Origin of the sequence: Flavobacterium sp. YO12, from assembly GCF_004119495.1 — a bacterium.
In the GTDB taxonomy this organism is placed as follows: domain Bacteria; phylum Bacteroidota; class Bacteroidia; order Flavobacteriales; family Flavobacteriaceae; genus Flavobacterium.
In genome coordinates this window covers 13168-33420 of sequence record NZ_NRQU01000009.1, presented here as the reverse complement: position 1 = coordinate 33420, position 20253 = coordinate 13168, and the positions used below count along the sequence as shown (strand labels likewise).

Annotated in this window: 16 protein-coding genes; 7 read left to right on the top strand and 9 right to left on the bottom strand. The window is 33.2% G+C overall.

All coding sequences use genetic code 11. From position 1 onward, the window contains the following. Nucleotides 1–62: 62 nt before the first annotated feature. Together BOW55_RS04540 and BOW55_RS04535 are read left to right on the top strand one after the other, a co-directional pair. The gene (locus BOW55_RS04540; RefSeq protein ID WP_129023157.1) at nt 63–710 is read left to right on the top strand and encodes a Pr6Pr family membrane protein; all 648 of its coding nucleotides are present in this window, start codon (nt 63–65) and stop codon (nt 708–710) included. A 57-nt stretch (nt 711–767) separates the two neighbouring features. After that, nucleotides 768–1028, top strand: coding sequence for a hypothetical protein (locus tag BOW55_RS04535; RefSeq protein ID WP_164975000.1), 261 nt, complete (start codon nt 768–770; stop codon nt 1026–1028). Here the strand turns inward: BOW55_RS04535 and BOW55_RS04530 are convergent. From BOW55_RS04530 to BOW55_RS04500, 7 genes are all read right to left on the bottom strand, one after another. Next, the gene (locus BOW55_RS04530; protein ID WP_129023156.1) at nt 1025–1645 is read right to left on the bottom strand and encodes a hypothetical protein; all 621 of its coding nucleotides are present in this window, start codon (nt 1643–1645) and stop codon (nt 1025–1027) included. The two genes, BOW55_RS04535 and BOW55_RS04530, sit on opposite strands and share 4 nt — an antisense overlap. 172 nt (nt 1646–1817) lie before the next feature. Beyond that, entirely contained in the window at nt 1818–3152 is a 1335-nt protein-coding gene (locus BOW55_RS04525) for a hypothetical protein (protein WP_129023155.1), read from the bottom strand. 30 nt (nt 3153–3182) lie between these two features. Then, entirely contained in the window at nt 3183–5561 is a 2379-nt protein-coding gene (locus tag BOW55_RS04520) for a TonB-dependent receptor plug domain-containing protein (RefSeq protein WP_129023154.1), read from the bottom strand. Nucleotides 5562–5879: 318 nt separating this feature from the next. After that, the gene (locus tag BOW55_RS04515; protein ID WP_129023153.1) at nt 5880–6887 is read right to left on the bottom strand and encodes an FAD:protein FMN transferase; all 1008 of its coding nucleotides are present in this window, start codon (nt 6885–6887) and stop codon (nt 5880–5882) included. A 149-nt stretch (nt 6888–7036) separates the two neighbouring features. After that, complete coding sequence (locus tag BOW55_RS04510) at nt 7037–9220, bottom strand: PepSY domain-containing protein (protein WP_129023152.1); 2184 nt, start codon at nt 9218–9220, stop codon at nt 7037–7039. Between the two features lie 97 nt (nt 9221–9317). Beyond that, the gene (locus BOW55_RS04505; RefSeq protein WP_129023151.1) at nt 9318–9800 is read right to left on the bottom strand and encodes a DUF2271 domain-containing protein; all 483 of its coding nucleotides are present in this window, start codon (nt 9798–9800) and stop codon (nt 9318–9320) included. Nucleotides 9801–9913: 113 nt separating this feature from the next. After that, entirely contained in the window at nt 9914–11413 is a 1500-nt protein-coding gene (locus BOW55_RS04500; RefSeq protein ID WP_129023150.1) for an ankyrin repeat domain-containing protein, read from the bottom strand. 723 nt (nt 11414–12136) lie between these two features. On the opposite strand from BOW55_RS04500, the gene BOW55_RS04495 reads away from it, so the two are divergent. Both BOW55_RS04495 and BOW55_RS04490 read left to right on the top strand, forming a co-directional pair. Next, a complete protein-coding gene (locus BOW55_RS04495) occupies nt 12137–13111 on the top strand; it encodes a ribonucleotide-diphosphate reductase subunit beta (protein ID WP_129023149.1) in 975 nt (324 codons plus the stop codon). A 15-nt stretch (nt 13112–13126) separates the two neighbouring features. Further along, a complete protein-coding gene (locus BOW55_RS04490) occupies nt 13127–14824 on the top strand; it encodes a ribonucleoside-diphosphate reductase subunit alpha (RefSeq protein WP_129023148.1) in 1698 nt (565 codons plus the stop codon). 257 nt (nt 14825–15081) lie between these two features. Here BOW55_RS04490 and BOW55_RS04485 read toward each other — a convergent pair whose 3' ends face one another. After that, entirely contained in the window at nt 15082–15654 is a 573-nt protein-coding gene (locus BOW55_RS04485; protein ID WP_206733586.1) for a Crp/Fnr family transcriptional regulator, read from the bottom strand. A gap of 1 nt (nt 15655) precedes the next feature. Then, nucleotides 15656–16318 carry a 3,4-dihydroxy-2-butanone-4-phosphate synthase gene (gene ribB / locus BOW55_RS04480; protein WP_129023147.1) on the bottom strand — a complete coding sequence of 221 codons (663 nt, stop codon included), beginning with the start codon at nt 16316–16318 and terminating at the stop codon, nt 15656–15658. A gap of 326 nt (nt 16319–16644) precedes the next feature. Here ribB and BOW55_RS04475 point away from each other — a divergent pair, with 326 nt between their 5' ends. From BOW55_RS04475 to metI, 3 genes are all read left to right on the top strand, one after another. Next, a complete protein-coding gene (locus tag BOW55_RS04475) occupies nt 16645–18246 on the top strand; it encodes a Na+/H+ antiporter (RefSeq protein ID WP_129023146.1) in 1602 nt (533 codons plus the stop codon). A gap of 297 nt (nt 18247–18543) precedes the next feature. Beyond that, nucleotides 18544–19575: a methionine ABC transporter ATP-binding protein MetN gene (gene metN, locus BOW55_RS04470; protein WP_129023145.1), complete on the top strand. Its 1032-nt coding sequence runs from the start codon at nt 18544–18546 to the stop codon at nt 19573–19575. Then, a complete protein-coding gene (gene metI, locus BOW55_RS04465; RefSeq protein WP_089054837.1) occupies nt 19568–20221 on the top strand; it encodes a methionine ABC transporter permease MetI in 654 nt (217 codons plus the stop codon). Before metN ends, metI begins: the two co-directional genes overlap by 8 nt. Nucleotides 20222–20253: the final 32 nt, after the last annotated feature.

Below are 20253 nucleotides of genomic sequence, written 5' to 3'. Positions count from 1 at the left end.
AATCCGCTTTCAAAATTTCGAAGCGGATTTTTTTTATTTTAGTAAACTGACTTACATGAAATATGGAAAAAGAAAATACCACAAGAATTAAAGGGGAAATTTTGCTGGGTATTATTTTTGCCCTGGAGTTGTACGCTTTACCAACACAGTTTTATTTATTATTAAATGGATCTGATTTTACCTTTTTTAGCGCCGCAGTTCGCTTTTTTAGCTTTTTTACAATTACCACAAATACCATCGTTTTTCTTTGTACAGCAATACTATTATTTGGCGGAAAAAGTATAGCAAATGCTTTTTTTAGAAAATGTACAACCATCACTGCGATTACCGTTTATATTTTGATTGTAGGAATCGTTTTTAATTTGCTTCTTCGTTCAATTGCTGATTTAAAAGGACATCACCTTATCGTGAGTGAAATATTTCATACGGTTGTTCCTGTTTTATTTTTCTTTTATTGGCTGTTTTTTATAAGTCCCGAAAAAATCTCCTTTAGAGTTATTCTGTATTGGCTGTTATATCCAATCTTGTATATGATTTACACAATATTTCATGGCTTTTTATCTAGTTTTTATCCTTATCCTTTTATAGATGTTACGAAACTAGGTTTTAAAACTGCGCTTGTAAACGGATTATTGGTTCTAATTGCTTTTGTGATTTTGTCCTTGATTTTAGTTTCTATTTCTAAAATCAGAAGTAAGGATTCTGCTTAATTGTTTTTGTAAAAATCAGTTTCAAGAAAGAATGGAAAAGTAGTTTTAGAAAAAGAAATTCATACAGATGGAGAAACTTCTAGAATTGATTTAAAAACAGACAAAACAATAATCAAAAATGATAATTACGATTTAGTTTATGTAACTGTTTCTACAGTTGACGCAGCTGGAAACTTATTTCTAAATGCGACAGATTTAATCAATTTTGAAGTTACTGGCGGTGGAAAATTGGTTGTAGTTGATAATAGTTATCAAGCCAATTTGGATTCTTTTAAAGCTAGTTCCTGCAAGTTATTCAGCGAAAATTTTTTGAACTAACTTATCCAATTTTGCCATTGTACAATTATTTTCCATTTTCCGTTTATTTTTTTCAAATATATGGCTTGTCCACTTCCGCATAAACCACCACATTCGTAATCTAATTCGACATATGCATTTTGTTTGTCAGAAGAGAAAATAGGTATTGTCATTTCATAAAATCTTGATCGTTGCCTGTTTTTACGTCTAATTTTGGTTTTTTCAATTGTAGTTGTATTTAATTTTTCAACAATAGATTTTCCAATTTTTAGTTTATCTGGATTTGAATTTTGTTCTAACAGATACAAAGAATCTTTAGATGAGAAAAAAGTTTGCCCTTTTATTTTACTAGGTATTAATTGAGTAATATATATACCGCCAGAAAGGGGAGGGAGTGCTATAAAATCTTTGCTGTTTTTTTTGTGAGGAATCGATATGTTAAGCTTTCTAAGTTCACTGCAAAACATTATAGAATCTTCACTTTTGGAAAAAACATCTAAACTATCCTGAATTATAATTGCTTCTACAATTTCATTGATATCTTTAATTTGCTCAGAAGCGATGCTGGTTTTCTCATTTTTGTTTTGACAGCTGCAAAAAACAAAAATGAGCACTATGTGAAGAATTGGTTTTTTCATGTCTAGATTTTAACGTCTTAAAGTAAAAGTAATGAATTAATGTTATCTTCTTCAAGCAAAAATATTCAAATCAAATTCTTGTATAAAAAAATATTCCGCCCCAAAATAGGAGCGGAATATTTACCATTTAAAAAAAAATCAAGAATTATCGCTATAACTCAAGTTATCGTTCTTAGAAAACACCAATGTAGTGGTTTCCTGGTTTGTTAACCAATTTAGCACCTTTGGTAACAGCGCCAGTTGCAGCATTGATAATGTAAATGTTTCCATCTTTACCAACTGGTGTAACTGCAATGTATAAATCGTTTCCGTCAACTACAAAACCTTGGTATTGACCAAAATCTAAAGCTGTATCATAAGCAATACCTTCAACTAGTTTAGCTGTTTTTGCATTAAGATCAATTCTTGCTACATAACCTTGGTTCGTACCTTCGTAAGTATAAACTGCGTAAGCAATTCCGTTTCCTACATATCTCCATGCATCAATATAAGAACCTTTAACTCCAAGGGCAGTATCTAAACTGAAAACATAAGAGTTATCGTATTCATTGCTTTGGTTGATTTTTAAAATATAAGAACCTTTTTTAGTATCTCTTTGAGTTGCTTGATAGATGTTTCCATCATTTGCTACAAAACTGTTGAAACTTCTGTATCCGCTTGTATCTCCAAAACCAACTGTCGAAGTAATTACTTTAGGGTTTTGTAATGAAGGATAGTCAACAACAACAGATTTAGATCCTAAACGCTCAAAATCACTTTCGATCAATCCTGTAGAAGGATTCGTTTTACGCATCCAAGTTCCAATGATTAATTTGTTTCCTGCTTTGTTTAATGTTGGTGCATCTAAACGGAAAATATGGTGACCTAAAGCTTCTTCAGCTGCAGTTAATGCAATTTCATATTGTCTGTAATCAGAAATTAAGAACTTTTGTAAATCAAGGCTTAAAACGGTTGCAGAACCTCTTGTATATTTATATGTTTTTCCATCTGTTTGTGTAACAACTGTAGGAGTAGTTACGTTTACTGCTACACCAGTTTTATCGCCGTCAAAAAGTTTTACCCATCTAGGAGATGTTCCTGCATATTGAGAGATATTTACTGTTGTTCCTGATTGTGTAAAGCTTTTTCCTCCATTAACTTTGTAAGTCATGAATTCACCACCATTAGCACCAGTATAGGTAATATTAAATAGTGTGCTTCCATCTACAGACGATTGTAAACGAGCTGTTCTTGTTGATTGTACAGGCTCACCATTATCAAAAGCATTAATAGAAATGTTTGGGTTTTTAGCATCTTCTTTGCTAACAGAAAAAACTCTTGTACCACCGTTTCCATCTCCAGGATTCGTTTGCATTAAAGCTCCTGCAACCGTGATCCATCGGTTTTCAGTAACTGGAGGCAATACAGATGGTTCCTCTTTATTATCATCACTGCTGCAGCTTGTAGTAAGGGCAAATGTGGTTAAAACCAATCCACATGCAAGTAGTTTAAATGTACTTTTTTTCATATCTATGTGTATTAAAAAATTAATTATTTACTAAAATTTATTGAGAGTGTAATTTAATTTTAAGTAGAAACCTCTTCCAGGTTTTTGAACAGCAAAGTTGTCGTAGACCTGAACATTTGTAATGTTCTTGACATCAAAACTTGCTATAAATTTCTTGTTTGGGAATGTATAAGTTATCCCTAAATCCTGCGGAAATTGATTTGGTGTCTGATCGTTTTCACTTTCTTGCCATGTTGTATAAAATGCACCTACATAGCCTGCATTGTAATAGAGATTTAATTCTGAATTTTTTTGCAGGATGTCTTTAAAATTATACTGAATATTACCATTTACAGTGAAATACGGCTCATTTGGTAATTGCTGATTGTAGTATTCTAACAACAGTCCTTTCTCATCGTATTTCGTTTTATACAGTGAATTAAATTTCGACATATTCATCGATACAAACAATCTGTTATTATTAGAGTATTCAGCCGAAAATTCATACCCCAATGATTGCGCTGTTCCTAAATTTACAAATGGAGATGTCTGCAAGGCTTCATTTACACGATTACTAAATGCAAGTATAATTTTATCTTTAGAATTTCTCCAAAACCCAGAACCGTTAAAACTAAATTTATGATTGTTAATTTTATACGGCCCAAATCGTAAGCCTATATTTAAGTTATCACTTTGTTCTGGTCTTAATCCACTATTTGGTGTTTGATTTTCACTAGGATTACCAAAGATTTCACCTTCTGAAGGAAGTCTTATTGCTCTTTCTGCAGATAAATTAAACATCATTTTTGGGAGAATAAAATAAGATGAAGCTAATCCGTAACCGTAAAAAGTGGTATTGTTCTTTTCTAATTTTTCTTGAATAGTGGTCTGCTCTCCAGTATTAACTATTACTGGTGTTCTTTGTTCTGTTTTTTGATTGTATCTTTTTCCAAATAAGCTTGTTCTTAATCGAGAATTAAACGCTTCTAGTTCGTAAGCCAATGATAAAACGCTTTTTTCAAGGTCTCGTTTTTGCTGAAAACTCCTTTCCAGTTCAGATTTCATTTCGTCATAATCGTCTCGCTCAAAAGAGTAAAGCATACTACTGAATACAAACTTATGATTCTCATTCAGTGAATAATTTAAACCACCTCTGGTACTAAAAATTTTACTGTTGATATGCAAAATAGTAGGTGCACCTTGTTGTGCTCCGTAAGGTGATAAAATAGGTTCACCGCGAAGCCCCAATGTTTTTTCATTAAACCAGTTGTAATTCCATTTAACTGTATCGCTCAGTACTTCGTTTCTTTGACTGAAAACAGAATTAACTGTAAACTCAAGTCCTTTTACAAGAAAATCTTTCTTACTGTAATTAATGCTTATAACCTTGGCATCAGACTCGGTAAATCGACCTTTATAAGGTCTTGACATCGCCTGTCCGTGCTGAATTTCATTATAATCATCAGAAGTATTAAAACCTATCAAGAACGTATCTGCCCAATTAACGTTTGTAAAACCCGCTTCGATTCGACCTCCGTAAGAACGATAAGCATCTTCAAAACGTTTTGCTTTAATAGGCGTTTTTTGTCCGTTTGATAAAATGTTGTAGGCAAATTTCCCCCAAATTTCATAGTCATTATCAGAGTAATTATAAAAACCGGAACCTTTTAAAGTAAAACCATTTTTATCTCGATAAGTAGTGTTAAAATTAGATTGAATCGTATTAAACGAACCATAAGATATAGATGCGTTTAGGGTGTTTTTAGCTCCTTTTTTTAGTATTACATTAATTGCACCGCCTAAAGCATCATCGGCCAAATATGCAGGAACAACACCTTTGTAAACTTCAATACGCTCAATTAATGCTGGAGGAATACTGTTTAAACTAAACGATGAACCGTAGGTTGAAATTGGAATACCATCAATAAATATTCGGATTGAATTACCTGTCATTCCGTTTAGGTTATAATTTACACTTGAGCCTAAACCTCCGTTTTGTCGAACACGAACACCAACTGATTGCGCTAATAAATCATTTGTTTGAATGTTTCTTTTTGCTGCCTCTTGCGTTTCGATTACATTAACAGAAAAACCTTTATCTATAATCTCTTTTTTAGCCGTCTTTTTTGTGATTACAACTTCTTCTAAATGTTTAGTATCATTTTTTTTCTCTAATGTAATAGCAATTTGATGTGAAGAATGATTCAAATGAACTTCGATCATTTTTGTATTTGCTTCTAGTGAAGAAACTTCTAAAGTGTATTTTTTAAAAGGAAGACCTTTGATTTGAAATTTACCCTCATTGTCAACAATAGCGAATTTTTGTGTGCCAGAAACCAATACTGTTGCTCCAAGAGCTGTTTCATGTTTGCCAAATGTTACTTTTCCTGTAATAGTACCGGTTTGTGACCATCCCGTAATTGTGACCATTAAAAAGATAAAATAAATAAACCTCATAACTGCGTGTAGTAAATAAATTGTGCAGCAAACTTATGAGTTTATTTAAATTTAATCTAAATAAACGAATTAGAAAATCATTAGATTTACATTAGAAAATCATTAGAATAGAATTAGAATTTCTAATGTTGGGAAAACAGGGAAAACAAAGGCCTTAGGGTAAATTGTAAGTGCTTTGTTGTTAGTTTTTTACTTGTTTTTTGTGTGGTAAAATAAAACAGATAAAACGAGAAAACAGTTTAGAAAGTATTAATAATCGAATATTTTAATCTTTAAAATTAGAGACTATTATTAAAGTTTTGCCTTGAAATGTTTAATATTGAAGTTCTTCGATTTGATCACTTTTCCGTTATCAGTAATCATAAGGCAGCTGTATTCTGGGAATTTTTGCAGTAAGAGCAGACCGTCTTTTTGACCTAATACCATTAATGAAGTGCTTAGTCCATTTGCGGTTTCTGCATTTGGGCCAAAGATTGTAACGCTGCATAATCCAGTTACAGGATAACCAGTCGCAGGATTTATAATATGAGAATATCGTTTGCCGTTAAAAACAACAAACTTTTCATAACTGCCAGAAGTGGTTACAGCACCTTGATTTAAAGGCACAACTGCCAAAAGTTTTTCAGGTTTAAACGGATTTGTAATACCTATTTTCCAGTCTTCTCCATTAGGTTGTTTTCCCCAAGTACTCATATCACCAGAACCGTTTATAATCCCGGCTTTAATGCCTTTTTCAAGCATCATTGTACGGCATTTATCAGTTGCATAGCCTTCGCCTAAAGCGCCAAAACCAATTTTCATTCCCTTTAGTTTTAGAAAAATAGTCGATTGCACACTGTCTAGAATAATGTTTTTGTAACCTACTTTTTCTACAGATTTTTTTATGGCATCCGCCGAAGGCATTTCTGTCATCGATCCGTCAAATTTCCAGATTCTATCCATCGCAGCAAAACTTACGTCAAAGCCGCCATTTGTTATTTCAGAAAATTTGATTGCTCTTTGTGTTAGTTCAAAAACTTCCCGATCTACTTTAATTGGTTTTATTCCCGCATTTTGATTGACTTCAGAAACTTGCGAAGTTGATTTCCAATCAGAGATTAAATTCTCAATTCGGGTAATTTCAGCAATTACTTCGGTTATATTTTTTTCAGCAGTTAGAGAATCTTTGGCAACAATACTGATATCAAAACGACCACCCATAAGAAGTGTAGTTCTTTTTCGCAAAACCTGCGAATGTGCAGACAAACTAAATAGTAGGAGAGAAAGAATTAGATAAATGTTCCCGTTTTTTCTAAGCATGAAAAATCTTTTTTGATAGAAATTTTATAAAAGCCCCAGTGGAGCGATCTTTAATTATTAAAATATGTCACCCCTCTGGGATTTGTACTGACTATTTGGAAAATAAAGATTTGAAAATTAACCATTAACAATTTATAATTATCAATTAACTAATAGCAATCCGTTAATATTTGTCCGTTATTTTTATAATGCAGGAGATCTTTGGTTCCATTTACCAGACACAATTCATCAAGAATGGTTTCAACATCTTTTTGCATGGCAAGTGAACCACAGATCATAATTACGCCGCCTTGTTTTAGTAAATCTACAAAAAATACAGCATCTCTTTTTATAAGATCCATTACATAAATATGTTCTGCTTCTCGTGAAAATGCCAAATGAAAACTTGACAGCTTTTGTTTCCCAATCATTTCATCTGTAAACTTTTTGTAACCCGTTACAGTTTCTGTCTCCATTCTAAAACCGCAATACAAATGTGTTTCGGTTTTTTTCTTGTTTTGCTCAATCATTCCTAGAAAAGGAGCAATACCAGTTCCGTTTGATATTAAAGCCGCTTTTGGAGCTTTTGTTGGAAAATGAAAAGCTTTATTATTTATAATTCTAGCTTTAATTACATTTCCAGGAGTAAGATCATTAAGATAACCAGAACCCAATCCGTGCGGATGTAGTTTTACAACTAATTGTATGTTTCCAGAATGATTTCCAATCGAGTAGAGACGTTCTCGTGTGTCATTAGCAGGATAAATGGCTAATAAATCGCCAGAGTTAAATTTGGCGCGCATATTAGCACGTAATGTTACAAGAAAAGTATGTTCTTCCTCAGAAATTGCGGTTTTATCTAAAACCATTAATTTCTGTAAACCTTTTGGAACATGATTGTATAAAGAAGGTGTTGTGGCTAAAGGAATTCCAGTTTCGGCGCTCCATAATTTTGCCCAGTTTACAAATTCCACAGCCGATTTATCATTTACAGTCTGCATTTCTAAAACGCGTTCTGTCCAGTTTTGATTTTCTAAAAGCTGATCGATTTCAACAGCAAATTTGCAAAAATCAGGATAAGCAGTAGAACCAAAACCAACTACTGAAAACTTAATTTTTTGCTCTTGATTTTGTTTTTGCAGTAAGGCTTTAAATTTATTTCCATTTGATGGCGGATCTCCTAAACCATGTGTTGAAGAGAAAACTATAATATGTTCTGCTTTTGGATAAATCGAAAAACTATTCAATTCTGTAATAAAAGCTTTTTGTCCTTGATCTATTAATTGTTTATGAATTGCATTTGCAAATCTAAAAGAACTTCCGTTTTCAGAACCAACTAAAAGTATGTAATTGCTTTCGTGCGCTTTGAATTTGTTTTTGATTCGGCTTGATCTGCGTTTTAAAGTAATCGCAAAACCAGAATAAATAAAGAATAGAATATTAATACAAGCAATGGCTAATATTACAGCCCAAACAGCATTAATTCGCCCTGTATGAAGATCAAGGCTCAAATCGGCAAATTGAGCAGTAATTGGCGACTGTTTTTCTGTAATTATGGCTCCTGTAACTTGGTTTACTTCAATTTCTTTATTTTTTAATGCTATGATATAGTACTCTTCAGGATCATCAGTAAACGGAAATTCGATTTTCTTTACATCTGAAAGAAGTGTGCTTTTAAAGATTGAAGTTTTTTTAGCTTCTGCCGAAAGTTCCGTTTTTACAGGTTTGGCTTTTTTATCGCCCATGAAAAAGTTGAATCTTTCAAGCGTTAAATAAGTCCCTGTTAATGCTATAATCAAAATCGGAATTAAAGTCAATCGCCCTAAAATCACATGGTAATACTGCGCGAAGTATTCTTTAATGACTTTGGAGAAAAAATTACGAATTCCTCTTTGTCTGTTTAAAACAAGAGCAAAACCGGAAATAGAAATCAGGACTAATAAAAAAGAAATAACACCAACAAAAAAACGCCCTGCTTCATGCAGGTTTAAAGAACGATGAAAAGCAGTTATCCATTGAATAAATTCACTTTTTTTTGCAGGTGTTCCTAAAGTTTTACCTGTTCTTGGGTCTATATAAGCATTAATATCATTTCCATCTTCATCAATTGCCTGAAGCGTTACAAATTGATTATAATCGACACTTAATTCTGTAATTTCTGGATATGTTTTTTTTAATGCCGGCAGCGTTTGCTCTAAGGTTATCACATCAAAATTTTCGACTTTGTACGGAAGTGTTTTTTCCTGTACAGCATCAACGGCAAGAATAGTACCTGTCACAGAAGCTAAAAGCAGAAATATCGAAGAAAATAGGGCTAAGGCCAAATGTGCGTAACGCCAGAATGAAAGAGTCATTGAGTGTAATCTATTGAAATGTAATCAAATGTTTTAAGCTTTGTCAAAGTTTAGAACCTTAACAAAGCTTGAATTTTAAGCAAGTTACTTGCTTGAATTATATTTTATTCAGTCTCACGTATCTGATATACCCTTTACCATCTGTTTTTGCGGCTAAACCTTCAGTAGTAAGAGGAATTTCAAGATCGCTTACAAAGTATTTTTGATCTTCAACAGCTGATTCAAATCTTAATTTGTAACCTTTGTTTATCTTAGAGTTTTCAATTTCTATTGTTGTTATGCTGCGATCTCCGCCAGTTACAGAAGCACCTGTTTTGGAACTAATATCTTCGTTTTTTTTAGTTTGAAATTTATTCCATTCTTTTAACGATTTATACCATTTTTTATCGTCTCCCATTACATAAAGAGTTTTTTCGTAGTCGCCGTTAGCATTAACAAGTGATACCACAATATAAGCTCCTTCGCCCATATAATTAGCCATTTGAAGCATGCATTTGTATTTGCTTGTTTGTGCGTTTGCCTGAAATGAAATTAGGCAGATAAGAGCGCCTGTAAGAGCGATTTTAAGTATTGATTTCATTGAAATATGAGTTATTATGAGTTATGAATTATAAGTTTTGAGTTTTAAGTTCTGTTTGATATAAAGAAAATCTATACACAAACTTACAACTCAAAACTCAAAACTTTTAAGAGTTATTTTAAAAATTCTACTGAAATGTTGTTTTTTGTAAGCGACTCGTTTTCTTTTGCTAATGCGTAAGCGCTTTCATCAAATTCTGTGGTAACCTCTTTTTTTGCACCAACAGAAACAAGATATTTTAGAATAGAATCATCTTTTGCAACCATAGCCGCTCTGTGTAAAGCTGTTAAACCATCTTTGTTTTTAGCATTTACATCCACTTTTAAGTCCGTTATTTTTTTAAGTAGAGAAATATCATTTTTTGGAATTGCTAAATGATATAAAGTATTACCGTCTTTTTGAGCAGCAGCTAAATTTAACCCTTTATCTTGAAGTAATTTTGCTTTAGCATCAAAAGGATCTTGTTTTGGCGCAGCCTCTCTATCTCTTCCAGCTGGTCTGTAAGATTGAACAAGGTAAACCCCTAGATTGTTTCCGTCTTTATCAGTAACATTTACATCAGCACCTTTGCTTAATAATAAAGATACAGCTTCAGGAGTTCCTGAACGCACAGCATAAGTTAAAGCCGATTCTCCTTTTAGGTTTTGAGAATTTACATTTTTTGCAAGCGGAAGTAATAATTCTAATATAGAAGTGTCTCTTGCCGAAGCCGCGATCATTATCGGAGTCGTACCTTCTTTATTTGCTTTATTAGCATCAGCACCTTTGCTTAAAAAGTATTTTACAATTTCAGTTTGATTTGGTTTTCCAGCCAAGAAATAAAGTACATTTTCACCTGATTTATTTTCTGCAGTTGCTTTGATTTTTACTTCTTCAACTAAATATTTATAAGTTTCAAGAGTGTTAGATTCTCTACGACTTCCTTGAGCTGCAAAAAGTAAAGCATTATCAGTTGGTTTTACACCTTTTGCTAAAAGTTTCTTTAAAAGATCAATGTTTCCTGTTCTTGCTGCATAAGTAAAAGCAGTGTTTCCGTCGTTATCAACATCTTTAAGAGACATTCCTTTAGTAGTAAAGTATTCCGCTGCTTTAAGATCTTTATCAGCAGGAATAGCTAAAAGTAATAAGTTAGCACCGCCTTGGTATTTTTTCTTCGGATTAACTCCAGCTTTAAAAAAAGCTTCGTACAAAGCAGGATCAGATTGACCATTTGATGCTGCAAAATCTACAGGAGTAGTGCCATGACTGTCTTCATAATTTACATCAGAACCCTTTGCAATTAAATATTGTACTAATTCTGTATTACCTCTATAGGCAGCCCAATGCAGGTAAATACGGTTATCATGAGTCATTTTATTTATTGGATTCCCAGATTGCTCTAATAAGAATTTGATGGTTGCAATAGGAGCATCATTGTTAATAGCTAAAGTGGTAACATCAAAAGCATTTGCATTTGCTTCTGCAGGATTACTGCCTTTTGCTATTTCTGCTTTTACTACAGTTACGTCAGGTGAGTTTTTCCAGAAAGATTGCTCTAGTAAAGTGTTTTTTTGCTGTGCATTAACAAACAAAACAGCTGTTAAAGCCAATGAAATAAAAAGATTCTTTTTCATAATTTATTATTGTTGTTTAACGTCCCTTTATATATGGGGATAATGATCTATTTAGAATAAATAAAAATAAAGGACAAATGTAAAGATTTATAGTTTTAAATCAAGTTTTATTGATGCCAAAAAAAATAATTCTAATGATTTTTTAATGTTGCCTTTTTAGACGCTTTTGAAAAACGATCGATTATCGTTTTTAGAAGGCTTAGATATCAATATTATATTTTGGTTTAAATTGATCTATAGGTTTTTGGTTTTTTATGGTTTAAATATTTGATAAAGAGTTTTTTATGTTTTATTTTTTTATAATGTGAATGGCTTTTTTTTGTTTTTTAATTTGAAAAAGGAACATGCTTTTTTTGTGAATTATTGGCGTTTGTATTTTGTTAAATAACAGATTTTGAAGGCAAAATTTGGAGTTAGATGTTGATAAGTGTTTTTGAAAATTTGGTATTATTTCAGTTTTAATTGTTGACAACTCTATTTAGATTTAGTATAAATAGCTGATAATTCAGCAAGTACTGAAAATTATGCACCTGTTGATAAGTAGTTTTTTTACCACTTTTTTGGACTGCTTTTGGCTGTTGATAATTGATTGGTTTTTTAACATCAATCTTTGGTCAAAAATAGAACTGTGGGTTAATTTTGTAAGTATAAAAAATAAAGTAATTACCACTTCAGACTTTCGTTTTTTATCTTTTTTTAGTCACCACTTAAATAGTATATATTATGTCTATATTTGATAAAAGAGTCAATTATAAACCTTTTGAATATCCAGAGGTTTTACAATTTACAGAAGCTATAAATAAAGCGTATTGGGTTCATACAGAAGTTGATTTTACTGCTGATACTCAAGACTTTCATGCACATTTAACATCAGCAGAGAAAACTGCAGTAAAAAATAGTTTATTGGCTATTGCTCAAATTGAGGTAGCCGTAAAAAGCTTTTGGGGAAATATTTACGAGCACTTTCCAAAACCTGAATTTAATGGTTTAGGCAGTACTTTTGCAGAGTGCGAATTTAGACATTCAGAGGCATATTCCCGCTTGCTTGAAGTGTTAGGATACAATGATGAATTTGAGAAACTTTTAGACGTTCCAGTTATTCGCCGACGTGTAGAATATTTGTCAGATGTACTTAAAGATACTCGTTCGCAGGACAACAGAAAATATATGGTTTCGCTGATACTATTCAGTATTCTAATCGAGAACGTTTCACTTTTCAGTCAGTTTGCAATTTTGCTTTCATTTACACGATTTAAAGGTTACATGAAAAATGTGAGCAATATCATCGCGTGGACTTCAATCGATGAACAAATTCATGCTAATGGCGGAATTTATATCATCAATAAAATCAGAGAAGAGTTTCCTGATTATTTTGACGAAGAAACGCTGACACTTGTCAGAGAAACAGTAAAAGATTCAATTGCAGTTGAAGCAGATATTTTAGATTGGATATTTGAAGAAGGTGAGATTGAAAGCATCAAAAAAGGCGATTTGGTTAATTTCATGAAGTTTAGAATTGATGAGAGTTTAAAACAAATCAATATTCCAACCATATTTGATGTAAAAGTGGAAGATTATAAAGCTTTGGCTTGGTTTGAAGAAGAAGTTTTTGCTAACAGTTTGGATGATTTTTTTGCTAAACGTCCTGTAGAATATACAAAACATGACAAAAGTATAACAGCAAACGATCTTTTCTAAAAGCAAAAAATACATATGAATACAATAGACATAAATGAAGTAAATGATCTTCCGCAAAATGAAAATGGGTCTAAAATGTGGTGGAAGAACTCAGAGAGTGAACAAATTTTAAATCGTGGTTATCTTTTAAAAGGAGAAACTGTTGAAGGTGCAATTGACAGAATATGTACTGCAGCAGCCAGAAGACTTTACAAACCAGAGTTAAAAGAATCTTTTGTTGAAATGATCGAACGCGGCTGGATGAGTATAAGTTCGCCGGTTTGGGCAAATATGGGAACTGAAAGAGGACTTCCAATTTCTTGTTTTAATGTACACGTTCCAGATAAAATTGAAGGAATTACGCATAAACTGGGCGAAGTGATTATGCAAACCAAAATTGGAGGAGGAACTTCTGGTTATTTTGGTGAACTGCGTGAGCGTGGAAGTGCTGTAACAGATAACGGAAAAAGCAGCGGAGCAGTAAGTTTTATGAAGCTTTTTGATACTGCAATGGATACGATTTCGCAAGGCGGAGTACGTCGTGGTGCTTTTGCGGCATATTTAGATATTGATCACCCGGATATTGAGGAATTTTTGAAAATTAAAAGTATCGGAAATCCTATTCAGAATCTGTTTACTGGAATTTGTGTTCCTGATTATTGGATGCAGGAAATGATTGACGGTGACAGCGATAAGAGACAAATTTGGGCAAAAGTTTTAGAAAGCCGTCAGCAAAAAGGACTGCCATATATTTTCTTTAGTGATAATGTAAATAAAAGCAAACCACAAGTTTACAAAGACAAGAACCTTAGAATTAACGCTAGTAATTTATGCAGCGAAATTATGCTTCCGTCAACAAGCGATGAATCATTTATTTGTTGTTTATCTTCAATGAATTTGGAGCTTTATGAAGAATGGAAAGATACAGAAGCTGTAAAACTGGCTATATTTTTCTTAGATGCTGTTTTGCAAGAATTCATCGAAAAAACAGAAGGGAATTATTATCTTTCTGCGGCAAATAAATTTGCAAAAAGACATCGTGCACTTGGGCTTGGTGTTTTAGGATGGCATTCGTATTTGCAGAAAAATATGATTCCGTTTGAAGGAATGGAAGCTAAAATGAAAACGACAGAAATTTTCAAACATATAAGCGATAAGGCCGATAAAGCAACTCAGGAGTTGGCTAGAATTTATGGTGAACCAGAATTGTTAAAAGGTTACGGAAAACGTAATACAACAACAATGGCAATTGCTCCTACAACATCATCATCGGCGATTTTAGGACAGACATCTCCGGGAATTGAACCTTTTAGCAGTAATTATTATAAAGCTGGTTTAAGTAAAGGTAACTTTATGCGTAAAAATAAATATCTGAAAAAGCTGCTTGAAGAAAAAGGTTTAGATAATGAAGAAGTTTGGAGAGAAATTATGCTAAATGGCGGAAGTGTTCAGCATATGTCACAGCTTTCTCAAGCTGAAAAAGATGTTTTTAAAACGTTTAAAGAAATCAGTCAGCTTGAAATTGTACAGCAGGCGGCAATTCGTCAGAAATTTGTAGATCAAGGGCAAAGCTTGAATCTTAATATTCCGGCAGAACTTCCAATTAAAGAAGTAAACCGTTTAATGATAGAAGCGTGGCAGTTGGGAGTAAAAAGTTTGTACTACCAAAGAAGCCAAAGTGTTTCTAAAGAATTAGTAACAAGTTTGGTTAGCTGCAGCAGCTGCGAATCATAAAAGAATAAAAGCCGAATCTAAAATTAAGATTCGGCTTTTTTGTTCATATTTATTTATCAATGGCTTCGACAGAAGCTCCAGAAAGTTTAGTGTACCAATAAAACGTTGCTATTTGTCATTTCGACGTAAGGAGAAATCTCCACGAGAAACTCTCCAAAGATTGGTTTACTGTTGCGGAGTTACTGGCGGAGATTTCTCCTTACGTCGAAATGACAAAAACGAGAAAAAAATTTGGGACTAAGTGTTTAAATTAAAAACTAAACTTTAGATTTTAATCTGCTCAACGTTTCCTGCGAAATATTGATATACGATGCCACAATTTTATTAGGAAGTCGTTTTACAATTGTTGGATTGATTTTTAAAAGCTGATTGTATCTTTCCAAAGCATCCATAGTTGTAAATGACATTAATCGATTGGCATTATTTACATATGCTTTCTCTAAATAATTGCTATAAAATTCCCGCCATTGCGGAATGATTTTCATCAAATGATTAAAATCTTCATGTGATATCGCAAGCAATTCAGATTTTTCGATTACCTGAATATTTTCTACAGCAGGCATTTTGGTTATAAAACTAACTAAAGCTGTGGCAAATTGATTTTCAAAAGCAATATATCGAGTCGCGTCTTTTCCTTCTTCATTAATAAAAAAGATTCGGACACAGCCTTTACCAACAAAAAAAGTCTGCTGACTAGTTTGTCCTTGTTCAAGCAGTATCTCGTTTTTATTTTTCTTTAAAGGTTTAAAATAGGAGAATATCGTTTTTAAATCTTCATCAGAAATAGCAATGCTTTTTCTAATATAATTGCCAAGCTGTTCGTATATCATTTTAGTTGTAATCTCGCACGAATTTACGGTAATAGATAATATCTTCTATCGATAAAACTACTAAATCATGTTGTTGTGCAAAGCTAACGATTTTGTCAAGTTTTGCCATGCTGCCGTCTTCATTCATTAATTCACATAAAACAGCTTCAGGTTTTAAATTGGCTAATTTCATTAAATCGACACTTCCCTCAGTGTGGCCGTTTCTTTCTAAAACTCCATTATCTTTGGCACGAAGCGGAAATATATGTCCTGGTCTAGCCAAGTCTTCGGGTTTGGCATTTTGCGCAACAGCCGTTTTAATTGTTGTAATTCGATCAGCAGCAGAAACTCCTGTCGTGACACCTTTTTTTGCTTCAATTGTTATGGTAAAAGGCGTTTGAAAACTGCTGGTGTTTTCTTTTACCATATACGGAAGATCTAATTGATCTGCTTTTTCATTCGGAAGGCATAAACAAACAATTCCGCTGCATTCACGAATCATAAGCGCCATGTCCTTTACTGTAATGTGTTCGGCTGAAAAGATTAAATCGCCTTCATTTTCGCGATTTTCATCATCAGTTACTATAATTCCTTTTCCGCTTTTAAGCTGTTCTAAAGCATTTTCTACGCGTTCTTTGCTTGTAATTCCAAATTGAACTAACGGACTTAATTCTGTACTAATCATTTTATTGTATTTTGAAATTGTTTTAGAAATAATTGAATGAGCAAATCTAAAGTGGTTTGTAATGTAAAAGTTTGATATAGGTCAATAAATGGATAGTGCTTTAGATTTGTTTCAGCATGACGCAAGACAGTAAAAACAAGTTTTCCTGAATAATATACCTACGAGATACTTATAAAATATTTCCTGTAAAGGCGCACGGCAATGCTTCTCCATTCAGATAGAAATTCAATAGATTATTTTTTTAGTAAGCGCCACTAATAATTATCATAAAATCTTAATTTAGCAACTAGAAAATTTAATCCAAAACCACTAAAAATCAGTAATAAATGGAAAATGTTACCGTAATTATAATGCTGCTGTTTGGCGTCGCTTTTTTGAGTCTTGTAAGCAAAAGATATAATTTTCCGGTTCCAATAGTGCTTGTTCTCTGTGGTGTAATTATAAGTATCGTTCCTGGACTTCCCGTAATATCACTTAGTCCAGAAGTTGTGTTTATTATATTTTTACCTCCTTTGTTATATCATGCCGCTTGGTACACAAGCTGGTCAGATTTTAAACAATCCATTAGACCAATAACTTTAGCCGCCGTTGGATTGGTTTTGTTTACTACAGTTGCGGTTGCAATTGCAGCACATGAATTAATAGAAGATGTCTCTTGGCCGTTAGCCTTTTTAATTGGCGCAATCGTTTCTCCTCCCGATGCTGTTTCAGCAACTTCTATTACCAAGGGTTTAGGATTGAATCCGAGGCTTATTGCGATTCTTGAGGGAGAAAGTCTTGTTAACGATGCGAGTGGTCTGGTGGCTTATAAATATGCACTTACAGCGATCACAGCAGGTAACTTTGTATTGTGGCAGGCAGGATTAAATTTTGTACTGATGTCGCTAATTGGAATTGCGATTGGTTTAGTCGTTGGTTTTATAATGAGTTACATTCATAAGCGATTTGTTTGCGACGAAATAATCGAGGTTACTCTTACGCTGCTAACACCATTTGCATCGTATTTGCTGGCAGAGCATTTTCATGGTTCTGGAGTTTTGGCCGTTGTTGCTACAGGACTTTATTTATCGGCGAGATCAGGAACTATTTTTACGCATGAAAGCCGAATTATGACAGGGACAATCTGGAGCGTTTTAACTAATATTTTAAATGGTTTAATTTTTATTTTAATCGGACTTCAGTTGAGACAGATTATGGCTGGAATTAGTAATTATTCGGGAACGTCATTGTTGCTTTGGGGAGCGGCGATTAGTGCAGTGGTTATTTTAGTTCGTTTTTTATGGGTAGTTCCTGCCGTTTTGATTCCCAGATGGCTTAGTAAACGAATTAGACAGAAAGAGGAGTTTGACTACCGCAATATGATTATTTTTGGCTGGTCTGGAATGCGCGGTGTTGTTTCTATGGCGGCAGCATTAGCACTTCCGCTTATGCTGAATGAAACGGAAGCATTTCCGCTGCGAAATTTGATTATTTATCTGGTTTTTTGTGTCATCGTTTCGACTTTAGTAATTCAAGGTCTTACGCTTCCTTGGGTAATTAAGAAGCTAAAAATTGAGCGTTATTCTATACTTGCCGAGGAATATAATATTCGAAATGTAATTGTATCCGAAACGATTGCTCATATTGAAGATAATTTTTCATTATTAGATGGTGATTTACTGCACAATATTAAAAGTAAATATGAAGTGAAATTTAATCGTTTACAAAAAACGGAACTGCCGGCTAATTTTTTTGGAAATGGAAAAATGCTTGGAGGCGAGATTTTTAATGATTTTACAAAACTTCAGATTGATCTTCTAAATGTAGAGCGTGGGAAACTTGAAGTTATGCATAAAGGAGGATCTGTTAATGAAGAGATTTTTAGAAAAATTGAAAAAGAACTTGATCTTGAAGAAACCAGATTGTGGATGGAAATGTATGAGGAGTAGTTTTCTTTAAGGAAAACATAATAACCTATTATTTTGATAGGTTAATAAAAGTTTTGATGTTTTTTGCTTTTTATTTCAAAATAACTCTTTAAATTTGCCGCACCAATGAAAAATGATAACCAGAGAAAAAAATATTATAGCTGCAGCATGATGATGTGCTGTATGACTGCTGTGAGATTTATTGATCTGGCTTGTATATAAAAAATAATGATATTTATTTTAAAAGCCTTTCATGATTTAATTGAAAGGCTTTTTTATTTAAAATTTCCATATTCTAAGTAAAATTGAATAGACAAAATGATTGAATTAAAAAATGTAACTAAAACTTTTCATCAAAAAGACAGGATTGTAACTGCTTTATCTGATGTTTCGCTTACAGTTCCGCCAGGAAAGATTTTTGGGGTAATTGGAACTTCTGGAGCAGGGAAAAGTACGCTGATTAGGTGTGTGAATCTTTTAGAAAGACCAACTTCAGGAGAGATTATTGTAGACGGGAAAGCATTAATGCAGTTATCAAATGCTCAACTGGCAATTGAAAGACGACAAATAGGAATGATTTTTCAGCATTTTAATCTGCTTTCTTCTAGAACTGTTTTTGAGAATGTTGCTTTTCCGTTAGAACTTGTCGGTACTTCAAAATCAGTTGTAAAAACACGCGTTTTAGAGTTGCTTCAGTTAGTAGGTTTGGCAGAAAAAGCAAACGATTATCCTGCAAGCCTTTCTGGAGGTCAAAAGCAAAGAGTTGCCATTGCGAGAACATTAGCTAATAATCCTAAAGTTTTGCTGTGTGATGAAGCGACAAGTGCACTTGATCCAGCAACAACACGATCAATTTTAAACTTGCTGAAAGATATAAACCGTCGTTTAAATATTACGGTTTTATTAATTACACATCAAATGGAGGTTGTAAAATCAATTTGTGATGAAGTAGCCGTAATTAGTCACGGAAAATTGATAGAGCAGGGAAGTGTTGGAGAAATTTTTGCAGATCCGAAACACGATTTAACGAAGGAATTTATTGCATCATCATTGCATCTTGATGTTCCTACGGTTTATCTTGAAAAATTACAAAAAGAAGATAACGGAAATTTAAATCCGTTATTAAGACTTGAAATGACTGGAAAATCAGTTAATGAGCCTGTTATTTCAGAAGTTTCGAGACTTTTTGATACTAATTTTAAAATTGTAAGCGCTCAGATGGACCAAGCGGGAGATGTTAATTTTGGCGTAATGCTGATTGAATTATCTGGTAAACGGGAGAATTACAAAGCTGCTATCGAATATTTTATTTCAAAACATATTAAAACAGAAATCATAGGTTATGTCTGAATCCATTATTGACTTATTATTAAAGGGAACTTTGGAAACTATAGTAATGACATTTGTGTCTGGCTTTTTTGGCTTTTTACTAGGTCTTCCAACAGGAATTTTACTTTTTCTGACTCGAAAGAATCAAATATTAGAACAACCCGTATTAAATAGAATATTGTCTGTTTTAGTAAATGTATTTCGTTCTATTCCATTCATTATTTTAATCGTTTGGATGATTCCGTTTACACGTGCAATCGTAGGAACTTCTATAGGTGTAAGCGCAGCTTTGGTTCCATTAAGTATTGGTGCTGCACCGTTTATTGCCCGTCTTGTAGAAAACAGTCTTTTGAGTCTTCCATCAGGATTAATTGAAGCCGCAAGAGCTTTAGGTGCAACTCCTTTGCAGATCGTATATAAAGTATTACTTCCAGAAGCGTTGCCGTCATTAATAAACGCTGCTTCTATAACATTAATTACACTTGTGGGGTATTCTGCAATGGGTGGTGCAGTTGGTGCCGGCGGTTTAGGGCAGGTAGGATATCAATATGGATATATTGGTTATGATGCTGTAACAATGAATTCAGTATTAGCTTTACTGGTACTCTTGGTATTCTTGATTCAGTTTGCTGGAGATGCTTTATCAAAACGATTTGATCACAGATAATTTCAATTAAAAATTAAGTAGTAAAAATTAAA

Bases quoted from the DNA above. Each gene is read 5' to 3' on its own strand.
- BOW55_RS04540 (WP_129023157.1), top strand. From the start codon at position 63: ATGGAAAAAGAAAATACCACAAGAATTAAAGGGGAAATTTTGCTGGGT.
- BOW55_RS04530 (WP_129023156.1), bottom strand. From the start codon at position 1,645: ATGAAAAAACCAATTCTTCACATAGTGCTCATTTTTGTTTTTTGCAGC.
- BOW55_RS04525 (WP_129023155.1), bottom strand. From the start codon at position 3,152: ATGAAAAAAAGTACATTTAAACTACTTGCATGTGGATTGGTTTTAACC.
- BOW55_RS04520 (WP_129023154.1), bottom strand. From the start codon at position 5,561: ATGGTCACAATTACGGGATGGTCACAAACCGGTACTATTACAGGAAAA.
- BOW55_RS04515 (WP_129023153.1), bottom strand. From the start codon at position 6,887: ATGCTTAGAAAAAACGGGAACATTTATCTAATTCTTTCTCTCCTACTA.
- BOW55_RS04510 (WP_129023152.1), bottom strand. From the start codon at position 9,220: ATGACTCTTTCATTCTGGCGTTACGCACATTTGGCCTTAGCCCTATTT.
- BOW55_RS04505 (WP_129023151.1), bottom strand. From the start codon at position 9,800: ATGAAATCAATACTTAAAATCGCTCTTACAGGCGCTCTTATCTGCCTA.
- BOW55_RS04500 (WP_129023150.1), bottom strand. From the start codon at position 11,413: ATGAAAAAGAATCTTTTTATTTCATTGGCTTTAACAGCTGTTTTGTTT.
- BOW55_RS04495 (WP_129023149.1), top strand. From the start codon at position 12,137: ATGTCTATATTTGATAAAAGAGTCAATTATAAACCTTTTGAATATCCA.
- BOW55_RS04490 (WP_129023148.1), top strand. From the start codon at position 13,127: ATGAATACAATAGACATAAATGAAGTAAATGATCTTCCGCAAAATGAA.
- BOW55_RS04485 (WP_206733586.1), bottom strand. From the start codon at position 15,654: ATGATATACGAACAGCTTGGCAATTATATTAGAAAAAGCATTGCTATT.
- ribB (WP_129023147.1), bottom strand. From the start codon at position 16,318: ATGATTAGTACAGAATTAAGTCCGTTAGTTCAATTTGGAATTACAAGC.
- BOW55_RS04475 (WP_129023146.1), top strand. From the start codon at position 16,645: ATGGAAAATGTTACCGTAATTATAATGCTGCTGTTTGGCGTCGCTTTT.
- metN (WP_129023145.1), top strand. From the start codon at position 18,544: ATGATTGAATTAAAAAATGTAACTAAAACTTTTCATCAAAAAGACAGG.
- metI (WP_089054837.1), top strand. From the start codon at position 19,568: ATGTCTGAATCCATTATTGACTTATTATTAAAGGGAACTTTGGAAACT.